General features: G+C 71.1%; 15 protein-coding genes and 1 pseudogene. 8 read left to right on the top strand and 8 right to left on the bottom strand.

Annotated elements, in window-relative coordinates; translation table 11 throughout:
- Positions 1-74 precede the first annotated feature (74 nt).
- The 4 genes from V6V89_RS20440 to fabG form a co-directional block, all read right to left on the bottom strand.
- On the bottom strand, positions 75-890 hold the full coding sequence (locus V6V89_RS20440) for an HAD-IIA family hydrolase (RefSeq protein ID WP_334620773.1): 816 nt from the start codon (positions 888-890) through the stop codon (positions 75-77).
- On the bottom strand, positions 854-1831 hold the full coding sequence (locus tag V6V89_RS20435; protein ID WP_334620772.1) for a ferrochelatase: 978 nt from the start codon (positions 1829-1831) through the stop codon (positions 854-856). The genes V6V89_RS20440 and V6V89_RS20435 overlap by 37 nt, the downstream gene beginning before the upstream one ends.
- A gap of 62 nt (positions 1832-1893) precedes the next feature.
- Positions 1894-2661 (bottom strand): enoyl-ACP reductase FabI, encoded by a 768-nt coding sequence (fabI, locus tag V6V89_RS20430; protein ID WP_334620771.1) that lies wholly within the window; start codon positions 2659-2661, stop codon positions 1894-1896.
- A gap of 20 nt (positions 2662-2681) precedes the next feature.
- Entirely contained in the window at positions 2682-3386 is a 705-nt protein-coding gene (gene fabG / locus V6V89_RS20425; RefSeq protein ID WP_334620770.1) for a 3-oxoacyl-ACP reductase FabG, read from the bottom strand.
- A gap of 110 nt (positions 3387-3496) precedes the next feature.
- On the opposite strand from fabG, the gene V6V89_RS20420 reads away from it, so the two are divergent.
- A complete protein-coding gene (locus V6V89_RS20420) occupies positions 3497-4693 on the top strand; it encodes a sensor histidine kinase (protein ID WP_334620769.1) in 1197 nt (398 codons plus the stop codon).
- Positions 4690-5358: a response regulator transcription factor gene (locus V6V89_RS20415; protein ID WP_334620768.1), complete on the top strand. Its 669-nt coding sequence runs from the start codon at positions 4690-4692 to the stop codon at positions 5356-5358. The genes V6V89_RS20420 and V6V89_RS20415 overlap by 4 nt, the downstream gene beginning before the upstream one ends.
- Positions 5359-5947: 589 nt before the next feature.
- On the opposite strand, the gene V6V89_RS20410 is transcribed toward V6V89_RS20415, so the two are convergent.
- Genes V6V89_RS20410 through V6V89_RS20400 form a run of 3 tightly spaced genes read right to left on the bottom strand, consistent with a single transcriptional unit; the run spans position 5948 to position 8942 of the window.
- Positions 5948-6898, bottom strand: coding sequence for a VWA domain-containing protein (locus V6V89_RS20410; protein WP_334620767.1), 951 nt, complete (start codon positions 6896-6898; stop codon positions 5948-5950).
- Entirely contained in the window at positions 6895-7812 is a 918-nt protein-coding gene (locus V6V89_RS20405) for a DUF58 domain-containing protein (RefSeq protein WP_334620766.1), read from the bottom strand. Before V6V89_RS20405 ends, V6V89_RS20410 begins: the two co-directional genes overlap by 4 nt.
- On the bottom strand, positions 7809-8942 hold the full coding sequence (locus V6V89_RS20400) for an AAA family ATPase (protein WP_334620765.1): 1134 nt from the start codon (positions 8940-8942) through the stop codon (positions 7809-7811). The genes V6V89_RS20405 and V6V89_RS20400 overlap by 4 nt, the downstream gene beginning before the upstream one ends.
- Before the next feature lie 300 nt (positions 8943-9242).
- On the opposite strand from V6V89_RS20400, the gene V6V89_RS20395 reads away from it, so the two are divergent.
- From V6V89_RS20395 to V6V89_RS20385, 3 genes are all read left to right on the top strand, one after another.
- Positions 9243-9428, top strand: coding sequence for a hypothetical protein (locus V6V89_RS20395; protein WP_334620764.1), 186 nt, complete (start codon positions 9243-9245; stop codon positions 9426-9428).
- 9 nt (positions 9429-9437) lie between these two features.
- Positions 9438-9947 (top strand): PH domain-containing protein, encoded by a 510-nt coding sequence (locus V6V89_RS20390; protein ID WP_334620763.1) that lies wholly within the window; start codon positions 9438-9440, stop codon positions 9945-9947.
- Positions 9948-10125: 178 nt separating this feature from the next.
- On the top strand, positions 10126-11580 hold the full coding sequence (locus tag V6V89_RS20385; protein ID WP_442935184.1) for a PH domain-containing protein: 1455 nt from the start codon (positions 10126-10128) through the stop codon (positions 11578-11580).
- 49 nt (positions 11581-11629) lie between these two features.
- On the opposite strand, the pseudogene V6V89_RS41755 reads toward V6V89_RS20385, so the two are convergent.
- Positions 11630-12139: pseudogene (locus V6V89_RS41755) on the bottom strand (phosphatase PAP2 family protein); the annotation flags it as partial.
- 445 nt (positions 12140-12584) lie between these two features.
- Between V6V89_RS41755 and V6V89_RS20375 the strand changes: the two are divergent.
- The 3 genes from V6V89_RS20375 to V6V89_RS20365 all read left to right on the top strand — a co-directional run bounded on the left by V6V89_RS20375 (position 12585) and on the right by V6V89_RS20365 (position 15153).
- On the top strand, positions 12585-12992 hold the full coding sequence (locus V6V89_RS20375; RefSeq protein ID WP_334620762.1) for a thioesterase family protein: 408 nt from the start codon (positions 12585-12587) through the stop codon (positions 12990-12992).
- Positions 12976-13827 (top strand): MBL fold metallo-hydrolase, encoded by an 852-nt coding sequence (locus V6V89_RS20370; RefSeq protein WP_334620761.1) that lies wholly within the window; start codon positions 12976-12978, stop codon positions 13825-13827. Before V6V89_RS20375 ends, V6V89_RS20370 begins: the two co-directional genes overlap by 17 nt.
- A gap of 306 nt (positions 13828-14133) precedes the next feature.
- On the top strand, positions 14134-15153 hold the full coding sequence (locus V6V89_RS20365) for a lytic polysaccharide monooxygenase auxiliary activity family 9 protein (protein WP_334620817.1): 1020 nt from the start codon (positions 14134-14136) through the stop codon (positions 15151-15153).
- Positions 15154-15182: the final 29 nt, after the last annotated feature.

Below are 15182 nucleotides of genomic sequence, written 5' to 3'. Positions count from 1 at the left end.
CCGCCCGCCAGAAGGCGACCAGGTTCACTTCCAGGCGCTAACGCACCTGGCTCAGCAGCATCAAGCCGACCGGGTCAGATCTCGTCCAACAGATCGACGACGGAATTGATGATGCGGGACGGGCGGTACGGATAGCGCTCGGCCTCCACACGAGAACTGATCCCCGTCAACACCAGGATCGTCTCCAACCCAGCCTCCAACCCGCACAACACATCGGTGTCCATCCGATCGCCGATCATCGCGGTCGTCTCGGAATGTGCCTCGATCGTATTGAGCGCCGACCGCATCATCATCGGGTTCGGTTTGCCGACGAAGTACGGCTCGACCCCGGTCGCCTTGGAAATCATGGCGGCCACCGAACCAGCCGCCGGCAGCGCGCCCTCGATCGACGGCCCGGTCGGATCGGGGTTCGTACAGATGAACCGCGCCCCACCGTTGATCAGCCGGACCGCCTTGGTGATCGCCTCGAAGCTGTACGTGCGGGTCTCCCCCAGCACCACATAGTCGGGCTCGAAGTCGGTCAGGATGTATCCGACAGCGTGCATCGCGGTCGTCAGCCCGGCCTCGCCGATGACGTACGCGGTGCCGCCCGGCCGCTGGTCGGCGAGGAACTGCGCGGTGGCGAGCGCCGCCGTCCAGATGGCGTGCTCGGGCACCTCGAAGCCCATCCGGGTCAGCCGCGCCTGTAGGTCGCGCGGCGTGTAGATGGAGTTGTTGGTCAGCACCAGGAACGGCTTGCCGGATGCCCGGAGCCGGTTGATGAACTCGGGTGCGCCAGGCACCGGCTGCCCCTCGTGGACCAGCACCCCGTCCATGTCGGTGAGCCAGCTCTCCACCGGCTTACGGCGGTCCGTCACGAGCGGCCTCCCAAACAGCACCCAGCTTGACATGTGTCCCGAACCGGCAGCGTACCCGCGTTCACCTGCTCGCTCACAAGATCGTGCACCATCGCCACGAAGCGGGGGTCGGTGCCGGGGGTGCCGGCGCGGGCGTACGCCATGCCGAGCTGCCGCGCGGTGTCGGCGGCCTCGTTGTCGAGGTCCCAGATCACCTCGAGGTGGTCGGAGACGAACCCGATCGGGCTGACGACGACGCCCGTGACGCCCTTCTCGGCGACCGCGCGGAGATGGTCGTTGATGTCCGGCTCCAGCCACGGCACGTGCGGCGGCCCGCTGCGGCTCTGCCACACCAGATCCCATGGCAGCTCGGGCGCCCCAAGCGACGCCACCAGCCCGGCGGTTTCATGCAACTGCTTCTCGTAAAGCCCTCCGGATGGACCGGCGGACGCAGCCATCGACGCCGGGATCGAGTGGGCGGTGAAGACCAGCCGCACGTCGCCGCCAGGAGGCAAGGTGGCGCGCGCCTGCCGTACCGCGTCGGCGTGCGGCTCGACGAAGCCCGGGTGGTCGTGGAAGTGCCGCAGCTTCTCGATGACCGGCGCGTCGGGCCCGACCGCCGCCCGCGCCGCCGCGATGTCCTCCAGGTACTGGCGGCACGACGAGTACCCGCCGTACGCGCTCGTCACGAACGCCAGCGCGCGCCGCACGCCGTCGTCGCGCATCTGCGCGACGGTGTCGGCGAGCATGGGATGCCAGTTCCGATTGCCCCAATAGACCGGAACGTCGGAACCGGAACGAAGAGCCGCGAGCAGGTCGCGGCACTGCTGGTTGATCGGGGACACCCCACCGAAGTGCTCGTAGTGCTCCGCCACCTCGGCCAGCCGCTCCGGCGGCACGTTTCGGCCGCGGGTCACGTTTGCGAGGAAGGGCAGCACGTCGTCGGGGTGTTCCGGCCCACCGAACGACACCAGCAGCAACGCGTCGTACGCCATGCTCCTATCCTGCCCTAGGGCCTGCATCAAGGTGGGTGACCAGGCTGCGGCGGACCCAGGTCCTATGCACCGACCGCGTGGAATCCCCCGTCGACGTGAATGATCTCGCCGGTCGTGGCGGGAAACCAGTCGGACAGCAGCGCCAGGCACGCCTTCGCCGCCGACTCCTGGTCGCCGAGGTCCCAGCCGAGCGGCGCGCGCTTGACCCACTCGTCCTCGAACTGCTCGAAGCCCGGGATCGACTTGGCCGCCATCGTGCGCAGCGGGCCGGCGGAGACAAGGTTGCTGCGGATGCCCTGGCCGCCGAGGTGCAGCGCGAGGTAGCGCGACGCCGACTCCAGGCCCGCCTTCGCGACACCCATCCAGTCGTACACCGGCCAGGCCAGCTGCGCGTCGAAGGTGAGGCCGACGAACGCGCCGCCGGGGCCCATCAGCGGCAGCACCGCCGAGGCCAGGCTCTTGTAGGAGTACGTCGACACGTGCAGCGCGGTGGCCACGTCTTCCCACGGCGCCGTCATGAACCCGCCACCGAGGCAGCTCTGCGGCGCGAATCCGATCGAGTGCACGACGCCGTCCAGCCCGTCGACGTGCTCGCGTACCTTGTCGGCGAGCCCGGCCAGGTGCTCTTCGTTCTGCACGTCGAGCTCGATGACCGGTGCCGCGTCGGGCAGCCGCTTGGCGATCCGCTCGACCAGCGACAGCCGGCCGAACCCGGTCAGTACGACCGTGGCGCCCTGCTCCTGCGCGAGCTTCGCGACCGAAAACGCGATCGACTGGTCGGTGATGATCCCGGTGACGAGCAGCCGCTTACCGGCCAGCAGTCCAGACAACTCGAAACCCCTCCAAAGAGTCAGTGCCCCATGCCCAAGCCGCCGTCGACCGGGATGACCGCCCCGGAGACGTACCCGGCAGCGTCGCCGGCCAGCCAGGTGACCACGCCGGCCACCTCGTCCGCGACGGCGAACCGCCCCGCCGGGATCGCCTTCAGGTACTCGGCCTTGCGCTCCTCCGGCAGTGCGGCCGTCATGTCCGTCTCGACGAAGCCGGGCGCCACCACGTTGGCGGTGATGTTACGGCTGCCCAGCTCGCGGGTGATCGACCGGGCGACGCCCACCAGGCCGGCCTTGCTGGCCGCGTAGTTGACCTGCCCCGCCGAGCCGTACAGCCCGACCACTGACGAGATGAAAATCATCCGCCCCCAGCGCGCGCGCAGCATCTTCGTCGCCGCGCGCTTGGCCACCCGGTACGACCCGGTCAGGTTGGTATCGAGGACCCGCGTGAACTGCTCCTCCGACATCCGCAGCAGCAGCGTGTCGTCGGTGATCCCGGCGTTCGCCACCAGCACCTCGACCGGTCCCAGCTCTGCCTCGATCGCGGTGAAGGCCGCGTCGACCGACGCCGTGTCCGTGATGTCGCACTGGACCCCGAACAGCCCCTCGGGCGCCCCGGAACCCCGGTGCGTGACGGCCACCCGGTCGCCCTGCTTCGCGAACGCCTGGGCGATCGCCAGCCCGATCCCCCGGTTGCCGCCGGTCACCAGCACCGTGCGCGACATGTGTCCCCCTACGTCGTGTGGGCGTGCCGCACAGACATTACCGGGGTATGACGTCGTGGTTGGCACCCTGGTAGCACGCCTGCGCCGGTCACCGCCCGTAGCCTGCCACCGTGGGATCGATCCTCCGCACCGCGTGGCACGGGCTGCGCCGCACCCTCGCCGGCCCCGACTACTCGCCGATCCGCGTAGGGCCGCGCTGGCGGCGACTAGCGGGGCTGGGCGTGGCCTTGGTCGTCGCCCTCGGCATCATCACCGCCCAGTACCTGAACGACGACCGCCGGCTGCCGATGGCCGCCGCGGTGGTGATCGCCGCGCTCGCCGTGCTGCCGCTGCTCCTCCTGCTATCCCGGCCGCTCGTGGCCTGGCGGCTGATGATCGTGGCCCAGTTGTTCGGCGCGTTCAACAGCGGCCTGTACGACGGCTGGCCCTGGGCGCCCAGTCAGATCGTGATCAGCCTCGTGGTGGTGCTGGTCGTCGCCGCCCGAGTCGACGGCCAGGTCGCGGTGTGGATGGGCGTGATCACACTGATCCCGGTCTGGATCTTCGTGCAGCCAAGCAACCAGGCCGGGGTCGCGCTGCTTTACACCGTCGTGGTCGTGGTCGGTGACCTGATCGGGCGGAATGCCCGGATCAAGCGGGCGCTCACCGAGCAGTCCGAGGTCAGCGAGTTGGAGAAGGCCCGCCGCGCGGTGCTGGAGGAGCGCGCCCGGATCGCACGCGAGCTGCACGACGTCGTCGCCCACCACATGTCGATGATCGCCGTACAGGCCGAGACCGCCCCCTACCGCCTCGGTGACCTGCCCGACCCGGTGCGCGACGAGTTCAGCGGGATCGCGGGGGCGGCGCGCGGCGCGCTGACCGAGATGCGCCGGCTGCTGGGCGTGCTTCGCAGCGACGCCGCCGAGCCGCTCAAGGCGCCGCAGCCGGGCCTCACCGACCTGCCCGAGCTCGTCGCCACCGCCCGCCGCGCCGGCGTCGAGATCGAGCTTGACGCCGCCGGCGGCCCCGAACCACCCGAGCCGGTCGGCCTTGCCGCGTACCGCATCGTGCAGGAGGCGCTCGCCAACGCCACCCGCCACGCGCCCGGCGCCCCGGTACGCGTGGAAATCCGCCCCTGGAGCCGTCAGCTCCTCATCCGCGTCCACAATGGACCATCTGCCCAGCCGGCGACCGATGCCACGAGTGAGGGACATGGGTTGACGGGGATGCGGGAGCGGGCGGTGCTGCTCGGCGGTGAGTTCGAGGCGGCGCCGACGGCCGAAGGCGGCTTCGAGGTCGACGCTCGGCTACCCTACGACCAGACATGATCCGGGTACTCATCGCCGACGACCAGGCAATGGTGCGGCAGGGCTTCGGGGCCCTGCTGGCGGCGCAGCACGACCTGCTCGTGGTCGGCGACGCGGCCAACGGCGCAGACGCGGTCACCGCCGCGCGCCGCCTCGACCCCGACGTCGTGCTCATGGACGTGCGTATGCCGGTCCTCGACGGCTTGGAGGCGACCCGGCGCCTGATCGGCCACCGCCCGCCCGGCAGCGAACGCCCGCGCGTGCTGATCCTGACCACGTTCGACCTCGACGACTACGTCTACGAGGCGCTGCGGGCCGGCGCGAGCGGCTTCCTGCTCAAGGACGCGCCCGCCGCCGATCTCGTCCAGGCGGTGCGGGTCGTCGCGGCCGGCGAGGCGCTTCTCGCGCCGTCGGTGACGCGGCGGCTGATCGCCGAGTTCGCCGCACGCCCCAGCCGCGACCGGCCCCGCCCCACGGCGCTCAACGCGCTCACCCCGCGCGAAACCGAGGTGCTGCGGCTGATCGCACGTGGACGGTCCAATGCGGAGATAGCCGCCGAGCTCGTGGTGGCCGAGCAGACCGTGAAGACCCACATTGGACGCATCCTCGCCAAGCTCAACCTGCGCGACCGGGCGCAGGCGGTGGTGCTGGCGTACGAAACGGGTCTGGTCGCGGTCGGCGAGTAGTCCTCCGCCGGCGCGTCGCGTGGCAGGCTACGACCGGACGGCCTGCCGTAAGTGGCCGCACGGCTGGCATGGCTACCGGCCTTCGGGGTGATTTTCGTTGCCGCGTGCCGGCTCTGGTCACGTCATGGGTATACGATGTCGGACGGTTCTGAGCCCGGACGACCTTTGGAGGTGATCGCTGTGCGAGATAGCGATCCCCCCAGTCATAGCCGGGCCGCGCGCCCTCCCATCTAAGCCACCCGGTTTCGACCGGGCGTGCCTTCGTGCCCTGTCGCCACGGGAGATCCGCCATGAACCGCTACTTCGCTCCTCTGGGCTTCACGCTCGCCGCCGTCTGGGTCGTCGTCCTCTTCGTCCTCGTCTGACGCCCCCAACACCAGCACCGGTACCACCGCGTCGGCGTACTCATGCGGCGATGCGGTGAGCACGACCCCGCGGACTGCCCACGCTTCCCGAATCACGTGCACCCTCGGGCTGGAACCCGATCGCTGCGCGGCGATCAAGGGACATCGCATCGATCAAGGGCAAACGCACGTGGAAAGAGATCGAACCACGTGCGTTTGCCCTTGATCGGCGCGGAAGGAGGCTTTTATGGCAGGCGGCTCGTCCAGAGCAGGCTCATTGCGCCTGCCGCCAATGCGAACAGTAGGGCGAAGCCGGCGTACCACTGGGTTACTTCGCGGGGCTGGATGCGGTGGCCGATGGAGCTGCCCATGTCTTCGTAGACCTGCTTGAGCTCGCTCACCGTTGCCGCCTCGTAGAAGAAGCCGCGCGTGGTCTCGGCGAGTTCGGCGAGCGCGAGCCGGTCGACCGGTACCGGCTGGAGCTGGCCACCGATGTCGACGACGCCCGCGTCCGTGCCGAACGCGATCGTCGACACGGGCACGTTGGCGGACGCCGCCGCCGCGCCGGCCTCTTCGACCGAGCGGCCGGACGTGCGGTAGCCGTCGGAGAGCAGCACGATGCGGGCCGGCGGCGCACCGGCGGCGCCGTCGGCCGGCACCGAGCGGATGGCCTCCAGGCAGGTGAAGACGGCCTCGCCGGTGGCGGTGGCCTCGGCCAGGGTGAGCCCGTCGATGGCGGACAGCACGGACGGGCGGTCCTTGGTCGGTGGCACCAGCACGTTGGCCGACTTGGCGAACGACACCAGGCCCAGGTTGTAGGTCGCGGGCAGCTCGGAGACGAACTGCTTGGCCGCCTCCTGCGCGGCCTCGATGCGGCTGGGCGCCACGTCGTCGGCCTCCATCGACAGTGACACGTCGATGGCGAGCATGATGGTGGCGCGCTCCAGCGGCTCCTCGCGGTCGACGGAGGGACGGGCCATGGCGGTGGCCAGCGCGAGCAGCGAGAGCAGGAACGCGACAGCGGCCACGTGCCGGCGCCAGCCGAGGCCCTTGGGCGCGAGCGTGCGCAGCATGTCGACGTTGGTGAAGCGGATGGCGTACTGCCGGCGCCGGAACTGGCGCCACACGTACGCGGCGGCGATGGCCAGTACCGGGAGGAGCGCCAGCAACCACCACGGTTGCAGAAAACGGATCATCGCGTGGTTCCTCGGGTGCGTGCGTGCCGCTGGGCGGCGACGAACCGGACCATGTCCAGCAACCAGTCTGAGTCGGTGCGCAGTCGTAGGTGTGCCGCGCCCGCGCCGCGCAGCGCCTGGGCGATGGCCGCCCGCTGTACGGCGGCGGCCTCGGCGTACCGGCGGCGCAGCTTGGGGTCGGCGGTCTGCACCTCGTGCAGCGCGCCGCTTTCGGGGTCGACGAGGGTGAGTACGCCGACGTCGGGCAGGTCGAGCTCGCGGGGGTCGACGATCTCGATCGCGAGCACGTCGTGGCGCACCGCGAGCTTGCGCATGGGCCGGGCCCACTGCTCGGTCGCCACGAGGAAGTCGGAGATGACGACCGCGACACCTCGCCGCCGGGGTGGGCGGTTGAGCCGCTCGATCAGGGCGCCGAGGTCGCCGCGTCCGGGTTTCACCTGGGTACGGGCGATGGCGCGCAGCAGCCCCTGCGCCTCTTTGCGACCGGGGCGGGCCGGCAGCCGTACCGTCTCCGCGCCCGTGCCGACGACCGCGCCGATGCGGTTGCCGCCGCGCACGGTCAGGTAGGTGAGCGCGGTGGCGGCGGCGATGGCGACCTCACGCTTGAGGTACTTGGCGGTGCCGAACTCCAGGCTGGCCGACAGGTCGACGGCCAGCCACGTCTCCAACTCGCGGTCGGCGACCGTGCGGCGCACGTGCGGGAGCGTGGTGCGGGCGGTGACCGGCCAGTCCATGCGCCGCACGTCGTCGCCGGGCCGGTACTCCCGGGACTCCCCCGCCTCGCTGCCCGGCCCTGGCAGCAACCCTACGTAGTCACCCTGCAACAGCCCGTCAAGCTTGCGGGTGACGAGGAGTTGGAGCCGGGAGAGGACGGCGTCCGCCCGCGCCGTCGTCTGGGCGTCCAGGGGACTCATGGAAGCTTGCCGGGCCAGGCGCCCGCGGGCTGCGGCGCGCCCGTACCCACGCCCGCGGGCGGCGCCGACGGCTGGGCGGCCTGTGCGGCCGCGCTCTGCCGGGGCGCCACGCTGGGCATCGGCACGTTGGCCATCACGCGGGCGACGATGTGGTCGGCGGGGATGTCGTCGGCGAGCGCGTCGTAGCTGAGCACCAGCCGGTGCCGGAGGATGTCAGGCGCGATGTCCTGCAGGTCCTGCGGGAGCGCGTAGTCGCGGCCGCGCATCAGGGCGAGCGCGCGGGTGGCGCGCACGATGCCGAGCGAGGCGCGCGGGCTGGCGCCGTACTGGATCAGCTGCGCGACGTCGGGAATGCCGTGCTCGGCGGGGGCGCGGGTGGCCAGGACGAGTCGCACGGTGTAGTCGACCAGCGCGTTGTGCACGAACACCTGGTCGGCCTTGCGCTGCAGCGCAAGCAGCTCGGTGGGCGTGAAGACCGGGTTAGGCTCGGGCGCGCTGACGCCCATCCGGTACACGATCTCGCGCTCCTCGGCGTCCGTCGGGTACCCAACGAGGATCTTCATGAGGAACCGGTCGCGCTGCGCCTCCGGCAGGGGGTAGACGCCCTCCTGCTCGATCGGGTTCTGGGTGGCCATGACGAGGAACGGGTTGGGCACCTCGTGTGTCTCGCCGCCGATGGACACCTGCTGCTCCGACATGACCTCCAGCAGGGCCGACTGCACCTTGGCCGGTGCCCGGTTGATCTCGTCGGCGAGTAGGAAGTTCACGAAAACCGGGCCCAGCTCGACGTCGAATTTTTCGGTCGACTGTCGATAGATACGGGTACCCACGATGTCGGCCGGCACCAGGTCGGGGGTGAACTGCACGCGGGCGAAGGTGCCGCCGACGACCTTGGCGATGGTCTCGACGGCGAGCGTCTTGGCCACGCCGGGCACGCCCTCCAGCAGGCAGTGGCCGCGCGCCAACAGCGCGACGAACATCCGCTCGACCATGCGGTCTTGCCCGACGATCACGCGCTTGACCTCGAACAACGCGCGTTCGAGCGTGGTTGCGTCTTCGGCGGGGGTGGTGCTCGGAGCCAGCGGTTCGGCGGACGGCTCAGGGTTTACGGGCGTGCTCGGCTGGGCCACCGGTCCTCCACTGCGGTGCGGCGTCATCGACGGGGCGTGCACTCGGGTGGCGGGGCGCCGCCCCGCCTTGCCTACCCAAGACTTACACGCCCAGCTAACCAGCCGCCGGAAATCCGGGCACCGCCGGGCGCGGGGTGGCGAAACCCAACGCGCGAACGGCGCGCCGGAACTGGCCAAACAGGCACGGCGTACGGGTAGACAGGGAGGGGTTTTGCGCGTGTACCATTCAGCCGTCGCCGGGCGGCTTCCCCCGTGGCCGCCCGGCGCTCTAACTCTCACCGTGCCGCCTACACTTCAGCCGTGAAGTGTTCCGCTCGCGGCTGCCGGGAGCCCGCCATCTGGGCCCTGAGGTGGAACAATCCCAAGCTGCACGAGCCCGAGCGGCGCAAGACGTGGCTCGCCTGTGAGGCTCACCGTGAGTCGCTGGGCGAGTTCCTCAGTGTTCGCGGGTTCCTGCGCGAGGTGGAAGAGCACCCGGGAACGTAGCCTGAACGGGTGACCCAAAGGGAAGCACCCATCGACGCGCTCGAACCATGGCCGGACACCGTCGACTGGCGCCCCGTCTCCCGAGACCTCATCTGGGTCGAGCTGATCCGCGTGGGCATCGGCGCTCTCGTGGTCGCCACCGGTTTGGGCGTCGGGTTGGCGCTGACCGGCCACTGGCTCTTCGGCGCCGGGCTGGCGCTGGTCGCGGTCTTACTGGTGTGGGACGCGATCGTCAGCGTGCGGTCGGTGCGCTCCTGGGGATACGCCGAGCGCGACCACGACCTGCTGGTGCGGCACGGGCTGCTGATCCGCCGGCTGTCGATCGTGCCGTACGCGCGGATGCAGTTCGTCGACGTGACCGCCGGACCGCTGGAGCGCCTCTTCGACCTGGCGACGGTGCAACTGCACACCGCCGCCGCGGCGAGCGACGCGAAGGTGCCCGGCCTGCGCCCGCCGGAGGCGGCCCGGCTGCGCGACCGGCTCACCGCGCTCGGCGAGGATCGGGCGGAGGGCCTGTGAGAACCCTGCCAACTGGCGCTCGCTCCGCGAGCGCGGGTCATGCGCCCTTTGAGCCGCCCGGTAGCCGCCAGTCGCTCCGGTCGCTGCAATCCTGGCCCTCGCTCCGCTCGGGCGGCTCGGGCGACGCGAGCCGCCCTCACAGCTCCCCCCGCTCTGTGGCGGCTGCGGGCGGCGGCGCATGACCGAGCCTGTCCTGGTCGAGCCGAAGAAGCGGCTGCACCCGCTCACGCCGTTGCTGCGGGGCGGCCGGGCGCTCGTGGTGATCATCGCCGCGCTGTCCTGGCAGACCCTCGGCCAGGTGGGTCTGGGCTGGTTCGCCATCATGGTGCTCGCGCTGCTCCTCGGCCAGGTCGTGCTGGGCATCGTGAGCTGGGCAAACACCGGCTACCACGTGGTCGGCCGGGAGCTGCGGATACATGAGGGCCTGCTGTGGCGGCGCACCCGGGCGATCCCGCTGGAGCGCCTCCAGTCCGTCGAGGTGGTCCGCCCGCTGCTCGCCCAGCTCACCGGCCTCGCCGAGCTACGGCTGGAGGTGGTCGGCGGCGGCAAGACCGAGGCGCCGCTGGCGTTCGTGACCGTGTCCGACGCGCTGGCGCTGCGTGAGCGCCTGCTGACCCTGGCGGGGCGCGCCGGCACCGCGACGCCCGCTACCCCGGACACCCCGGCGGTGGCCCCGGTCGAGCAGCCGATCCACGTCGTCGACAACCGCGACCTGCTGGTCAGCCAGTTCCTCACGCCGCAGGCGCTGTTCATGCCGTTCGGCGTGGCGTTCGTGGTGGTCCAGTTCGCGTTCGAGGCGACCTGGTCGTTCATCGCGCTCGCCAGCACGGTCACCGCCATGGCCGGCGTGCTGCTCCAGCCGGTGCGGCGGGTGCTCGTCGACTGGAACTTCCGGATCGCGCGCGGGGAGGCCGGCCTGCGGCTGCGCGGCGGCCTGCTGGAGACCCGCAGCCAGACGATCCCGGTCGACCGCGTCCAGGGGGTGAGCGTGACCTGGCCGCTGCTGTGGCGGCGCAAGCGGTGGCTGCGGATGCGGCTCGACGTGGCCGGCTTCGCCGCGTCGGGCGGCGAGGAGAACAAGGCGTTCGACCGGCTGCTGCCGGTCGGCGACGCGCCGACCAGCGAGCGGGTACTGGCCGAGGTGCTGCCCGATATCGCGCTGACCGGGCTGCCGCTGTCGACGCCGCCGAAACGGGCGCGGTGGTTCCACCCGCTCGCGCTGCCGGTGATCGGGATCGCGCTCACCGACGAGGTCGTCGCGTCGCGAGACGGGCTGCTGACCCGGCAGATGGTCATCGTGCCGTACGCCCGGGTGCAGAGCGTGCGGGTGGTGCAGGGGCCGCTCCAGCGCCGCCTGCGGCTCGCCACGGTGTACGCGGACACGGCCGGCGGGCAGAGCGCCGCCGCCCGCGACCGGGATCTCAGTGAGGCGTGGTGGCTGGCGGCTGAGCTGGCTCGGCGCTCTCGCGAAGCGCGGGCTCGGGTTCCTCAGCTTCGGTTGGCTCAGCTCGGGCAGGCACAGCTCGGGCAGGCACAGCTCGGGCAGGCACAGCTCGGGCCGGCACAGCCGCCGCGGGCGCCGCTCGGCGCGCCGCCCACCACCGCTCCCCCAGTCCCACCGCCAGAAACGTGAGCCCGACGTACGCCCAGCCCACGAGCACGTCCAGCACGTAGTGCTCGCCCGCGTACACCAGGGTGAACGTCATCGCCAGCGGGTACGTCAGCAGCAGGGGCCACCAGCGCTTGCGCACCCGGTTCAGGAAGTACGCCACGACGAACAGGGCGAACGCGGTGTGCAGGGACGGCATCGCGGCCACCGGGTTGGCGGCCACCTGACCGACGTTGAGCAGGTTGCCGGCGCCGTGCATGCCCATCGCCCGCCAGCCGCGGGTGGAGATCCGCACCACGTCGGGCAGCAGCCCGTACTGTGCGGCCCACCACGGCGGGGCGGCCGGGTACAGGAAGTACGTGATCAGGCCGGTCACCGACAGGAACACCCAGCGGCGCATGAACGCGGCCCAGCGCGGCCGTGAGGTGAGCCACAGCACCACGGCGACCGCCAGGGCGACGACGAAGTGGGAGAAGTACACCCAGCTCACCAGCACGTCCCACCAGTGCACCCGGTCCGGGTCGTACAGGTGCTGCTGGAGCCACACGGTGGGCACCTCGCCGCCGGTGGCCCAGCCGAACATCCACCGGTCGAAGGCGACCAGCTCCAGCACGTGCGGGGTGGCGCCGTTGTCCGCGAACCCGCGCGACAGGTTGTAGAGGACCAGCACCAGCACGATCGGCAGCCAGTCGCGCGCGAAGAGCAGGTGGGAGCGCCACGGCTGCCCGATCCGCCAGGCGATCGTCGCGGTCCACAGCCAGCCGAACGCGTACAGCGGGTCGGTGGGCAGGCCGATCAGCAGCCAGCCGGCCGTGAAGGCGGACGCCCAGACCAGCATGGCGATCAACCGGCGCCGCCGTCCGGCCTCGGACAGCGGCGGCGGTGTGTCGGGTGGCGGCGCGCCGGGCGCCGGAGTGATCGTCACGGACATCGGCGTCCAGGTTATGCGACGGGGTGTCGGGGGGTGCCGACCAGGCTGGGCGCGTCACTCATGGTCCGACCGTATCCCGAGCGCCTACGCTTAGCGGATGGAACAGCAGCCGGACCCCGGCTTCGCACCCGGCCTCATGGCCCGCGTGGAGTTGACCGTCACCGACGCCGACACCGCGCAGGCGGTCGGCTCGGGCGACGTGCCGGTGCTGGGCACGCCGCGGGTGCTCGCGCTGGCCGAGGCCGCCACTGTGGCCGCCACCGCCACCCGGATGGCGCCGGGCATGACCACGGTGGGCGTGCGGGTCGAGCTCGACCACAAGGCGCCCACCCCGGTCGGCCGCACGGTCGCCGCCCTGGCCAAGCTCGCCAAGGTCGACGGCCGGCGGCTGCTCTTCGAGGTGGTCGTCATCGACGGCAAGACCACCGTGGCGGAGGGCCGGGTCGAGCGGGTGCTGGTCGACCGCCACACGTTCGTGGAGCGGGCCTTTGCCCAGCCGGGCTGAGTTCGCCGAGGTCGGCGACGACGTCTACGTGCTGCGCTACCCGGTGCTGGACGTCAACGCCACCCTGATCCTCGGCGACGGCGAGGCCATCCTCGTCGACACGCTGGCCACCGAGGCGCAGGCCGGGGAGCTGGCCGTGGCGGTGCGGGCGGTCACGCCGGCGGCGCTCACGATCGTCAACACCCACCACCATTTCGACCACACTTTCGGCAACGCGGTGCTTGCTGACCTTGGGTCGCTCTCCTCTCCACCACGGCCGATCTGGGCGCACGCCAGCGTCGCCGCGCTGTTGCGCGACCGCGCTGAAGCGGTGCGGCGGGAGGCCTACGAGGAAGCCCTGCGGCTCGCGCCATCGATCGCCGAGGAGCTGTTGACGGTACCCATAATGGCGCCGAACGAGACCGTGCGGCACGAGTCCACGCTGGACCTCGGCGGACGTGCCGTGATCTTGTATCACTTCGGCCGTGGGCACACGGACGGCGACCTGGTCGTGCACGTGCCCGACGCCGAGGTGGTGGTGGCCGGCGACCTGGTCGAGGAGGGCGCGGCGCCGTCGTTCGACGACGCGTATCCGCTGGAGTGGCCGGAGACGGTGGCCGCGCTGTTGCGGCTCACCACGCCCTCGACGGCGATCGTGCCGGGCCACGGCGCCGCGGTGGGGCAGAACTTCGTGCGCGGCCAGCACGAGGAGCTGGCCGCGCTGGACTGGGTGATCCGCGACGGGCACGCCGACGGCGCGCCCGCGGAGCACGTCGCGGCGAAGGCCCCGTTCGGCCCGGACGTCGCGCTGGTGGCGGTCCGCCGAGGCTACGCGGAGCTGTCCGGTCGGCTCTGAGCCTGATGCCCTCGCTTCGCTCGGGGTGTTCGCGTGCCTGGAAGCCGTAACATTCGCATCGACGGTCGACTATTGCCGATGTAATCGATTCATGGTGCAATGTCGATGCCGACGGCGTGAGGGCTGACGCGCCGTCGACGTTTGCCGGGTTAGGGCCATGTTGAGAGGCGCGTGCGTCCGAGATCGGACGGTGCGCGAAGCCCGCGTGCCACCGTCTGCATCTCCCTTCCGCGATTCCCACCAACATAAGGGAGACCAAAGGTGAAACTCCTACGCAGAGCTGCGGCAGCCGCCGCGGCCGCTGTCATGGCGGTCGGCGTGCTGACAGTGATCACGCCGGACGCTGCCGACGCGCACGGCGCCGCGATCATTCCGGGCAGCCGTACCCGCCTCTGCTGGCAGGACGGCCTCTCGTCCACCGGCCAGATAATTCCGAACAACCCCGCGTGTCAGGCGGCGGTGGCCCAGGGTGGCGCCAACCCGCTGTACAACTGGTTCGGCGTGCTGCGCTCCGACGCGGCCGGCCGCACGACCGGCTTCGTGCCGGACGGGCAGCTGTGCAGCGGCGGCAACACGACGTTCTCGGCGTACAACCTGGCGCGCACCGACTGGCCGACGACGCACCTCACGGCCGGACGCACGATGGAGTTCCGGTACAGCAACTGGGCCCACCACCCGGGCACGTTCTACTTCTACGTGACCAACAACAACTGGAGCCCGACCAGGCCGCTCGCGTGGAGCGACCTGGAGTCGCAGCCGTTCCTGACGGTGACCAACCCGCCGCAGCGCGGCGCGGTCGGCAGCAACGACGGCCACTACTACTTCAACGGGACGCTGCCGGCGGGTAAGAGCGGCCGGCACATCATCTACTCCCGGTGGGTGCGTTCGGACAGCGCCGAGAACTTCTTCAACTGCTCCGACGTGGTCTTCGACGGCGGCAACGGTGAGGTCACGGGCATCGGCCCCGGCCAGGGCACCCAGACGCCGGGCCCCAACCCGACGACCACGAGCCCCGGGCCGAACCCTGGCACCGGCGCCTGCTCGGCGACGTACCGCTCGACGAGCACGTGGAACGGCGGCTTCCAGGGTGAGGTGACGGTGACCAACACCGGCACGGCCGCGATTCCCGGCTGGTCCGTGGCGCTGACGCTGGGCAGCGGCCAGAGCGTCAGCAACCTGTGGAGCGGCACGATGACGGGCACCGCACCGAACCTCACGGTACGCAACGCCAACTACAACGGCGCGTTGAACGCGAACGCGTCGACGACGTTCGGCTTCGTGGCGAACGGCAGTGGCGCGCCGACAGTGAGCTGCTCGGTCGCGTAACAGGAACCGCGAAAGGGGGCCGCCATGTG

It is taken from the genome of Micromonospora sp. CPCC 206061, assembly GCF_036906915.1.
In the GTDB taxonomy this organism is placed as follows: domain Bacteria; phylum Actinomycetota; class Actinomycetes; order Mycobacteriales; family Micromonosporaceae; genus Phytohabitans.
The sequence above is the reverse complement of the archived record's forward strand: the minus strand, read 5'-3'. Positions and strand labels throughout refer to the sequence as shown.

Bases quoted from the DNA above. Each gene is read 5' to 3' on its own strand.
- V6V89_RS20435 (WP_334620772.1), bottom strand. From the start codon at position 1,831: ATGGCGTACGACGCGTTGCTGCTGGTGTCGTTCGGTGGGCCGGAACAC.
- V6V89_RS20385 (WP_442935184.1), top strand. From the start codon at position 10,126: ATGACCGAGCCTGTCCTGGTCGAGCCGAAGAAGCGGCTGCACCCGCTC.
- V6V89_RS20410 (WP_334620767.1), bottom strand. From the start codon at position 6,898: ATGATCCGTTTTCTGCAACCGTGGTGGTTGCTGGCGCTCCTCCCGGTA.
- V6V89_RS20415 (WP_334620768.1), top strand. From the start codon at position 4,690: ATGATCCGGGTACTCATCGCCGACGACCAGGCAATGGTGCGGCAGGGC.
- V6V89_RS20440 (WP_334620773.1), bottom strand. From the start codon at position 890: ATGTCAAGCTGGGTGCTGTTTGGGAGGCCGCTCGTGACGGACCGCCGT.
- V6V89_RS20365 (WP_334620817.1), top strand. From the start codon at position 14,134: ATGGCGGTCGGCGTGCTGACAGTGATCACGCCGGACGCTGCCGACGCG.
- V6V89_RS20405 (WP_334620766.1), bottom strand. From the start codon at position 7,812: ATGAGTCCCCTGGACGCCCAGACGACGGCGCGGGCGGACGCCGTCCTC.
- V6V89_RS20375 (WP_334620762.1), top strand. From the start codon at position 12,585: ATGGAACAGCAGCCGGACCCCGGCTTCGCACCCGGCCTCATGGCCCGC.
- fabG (WP_334620770.1), bottom strand. From the start codon at position 3,386: ATGTCGCGCACGGTGCTGGTGACCGGCGGCAACCGGGGGATCGGGCTG.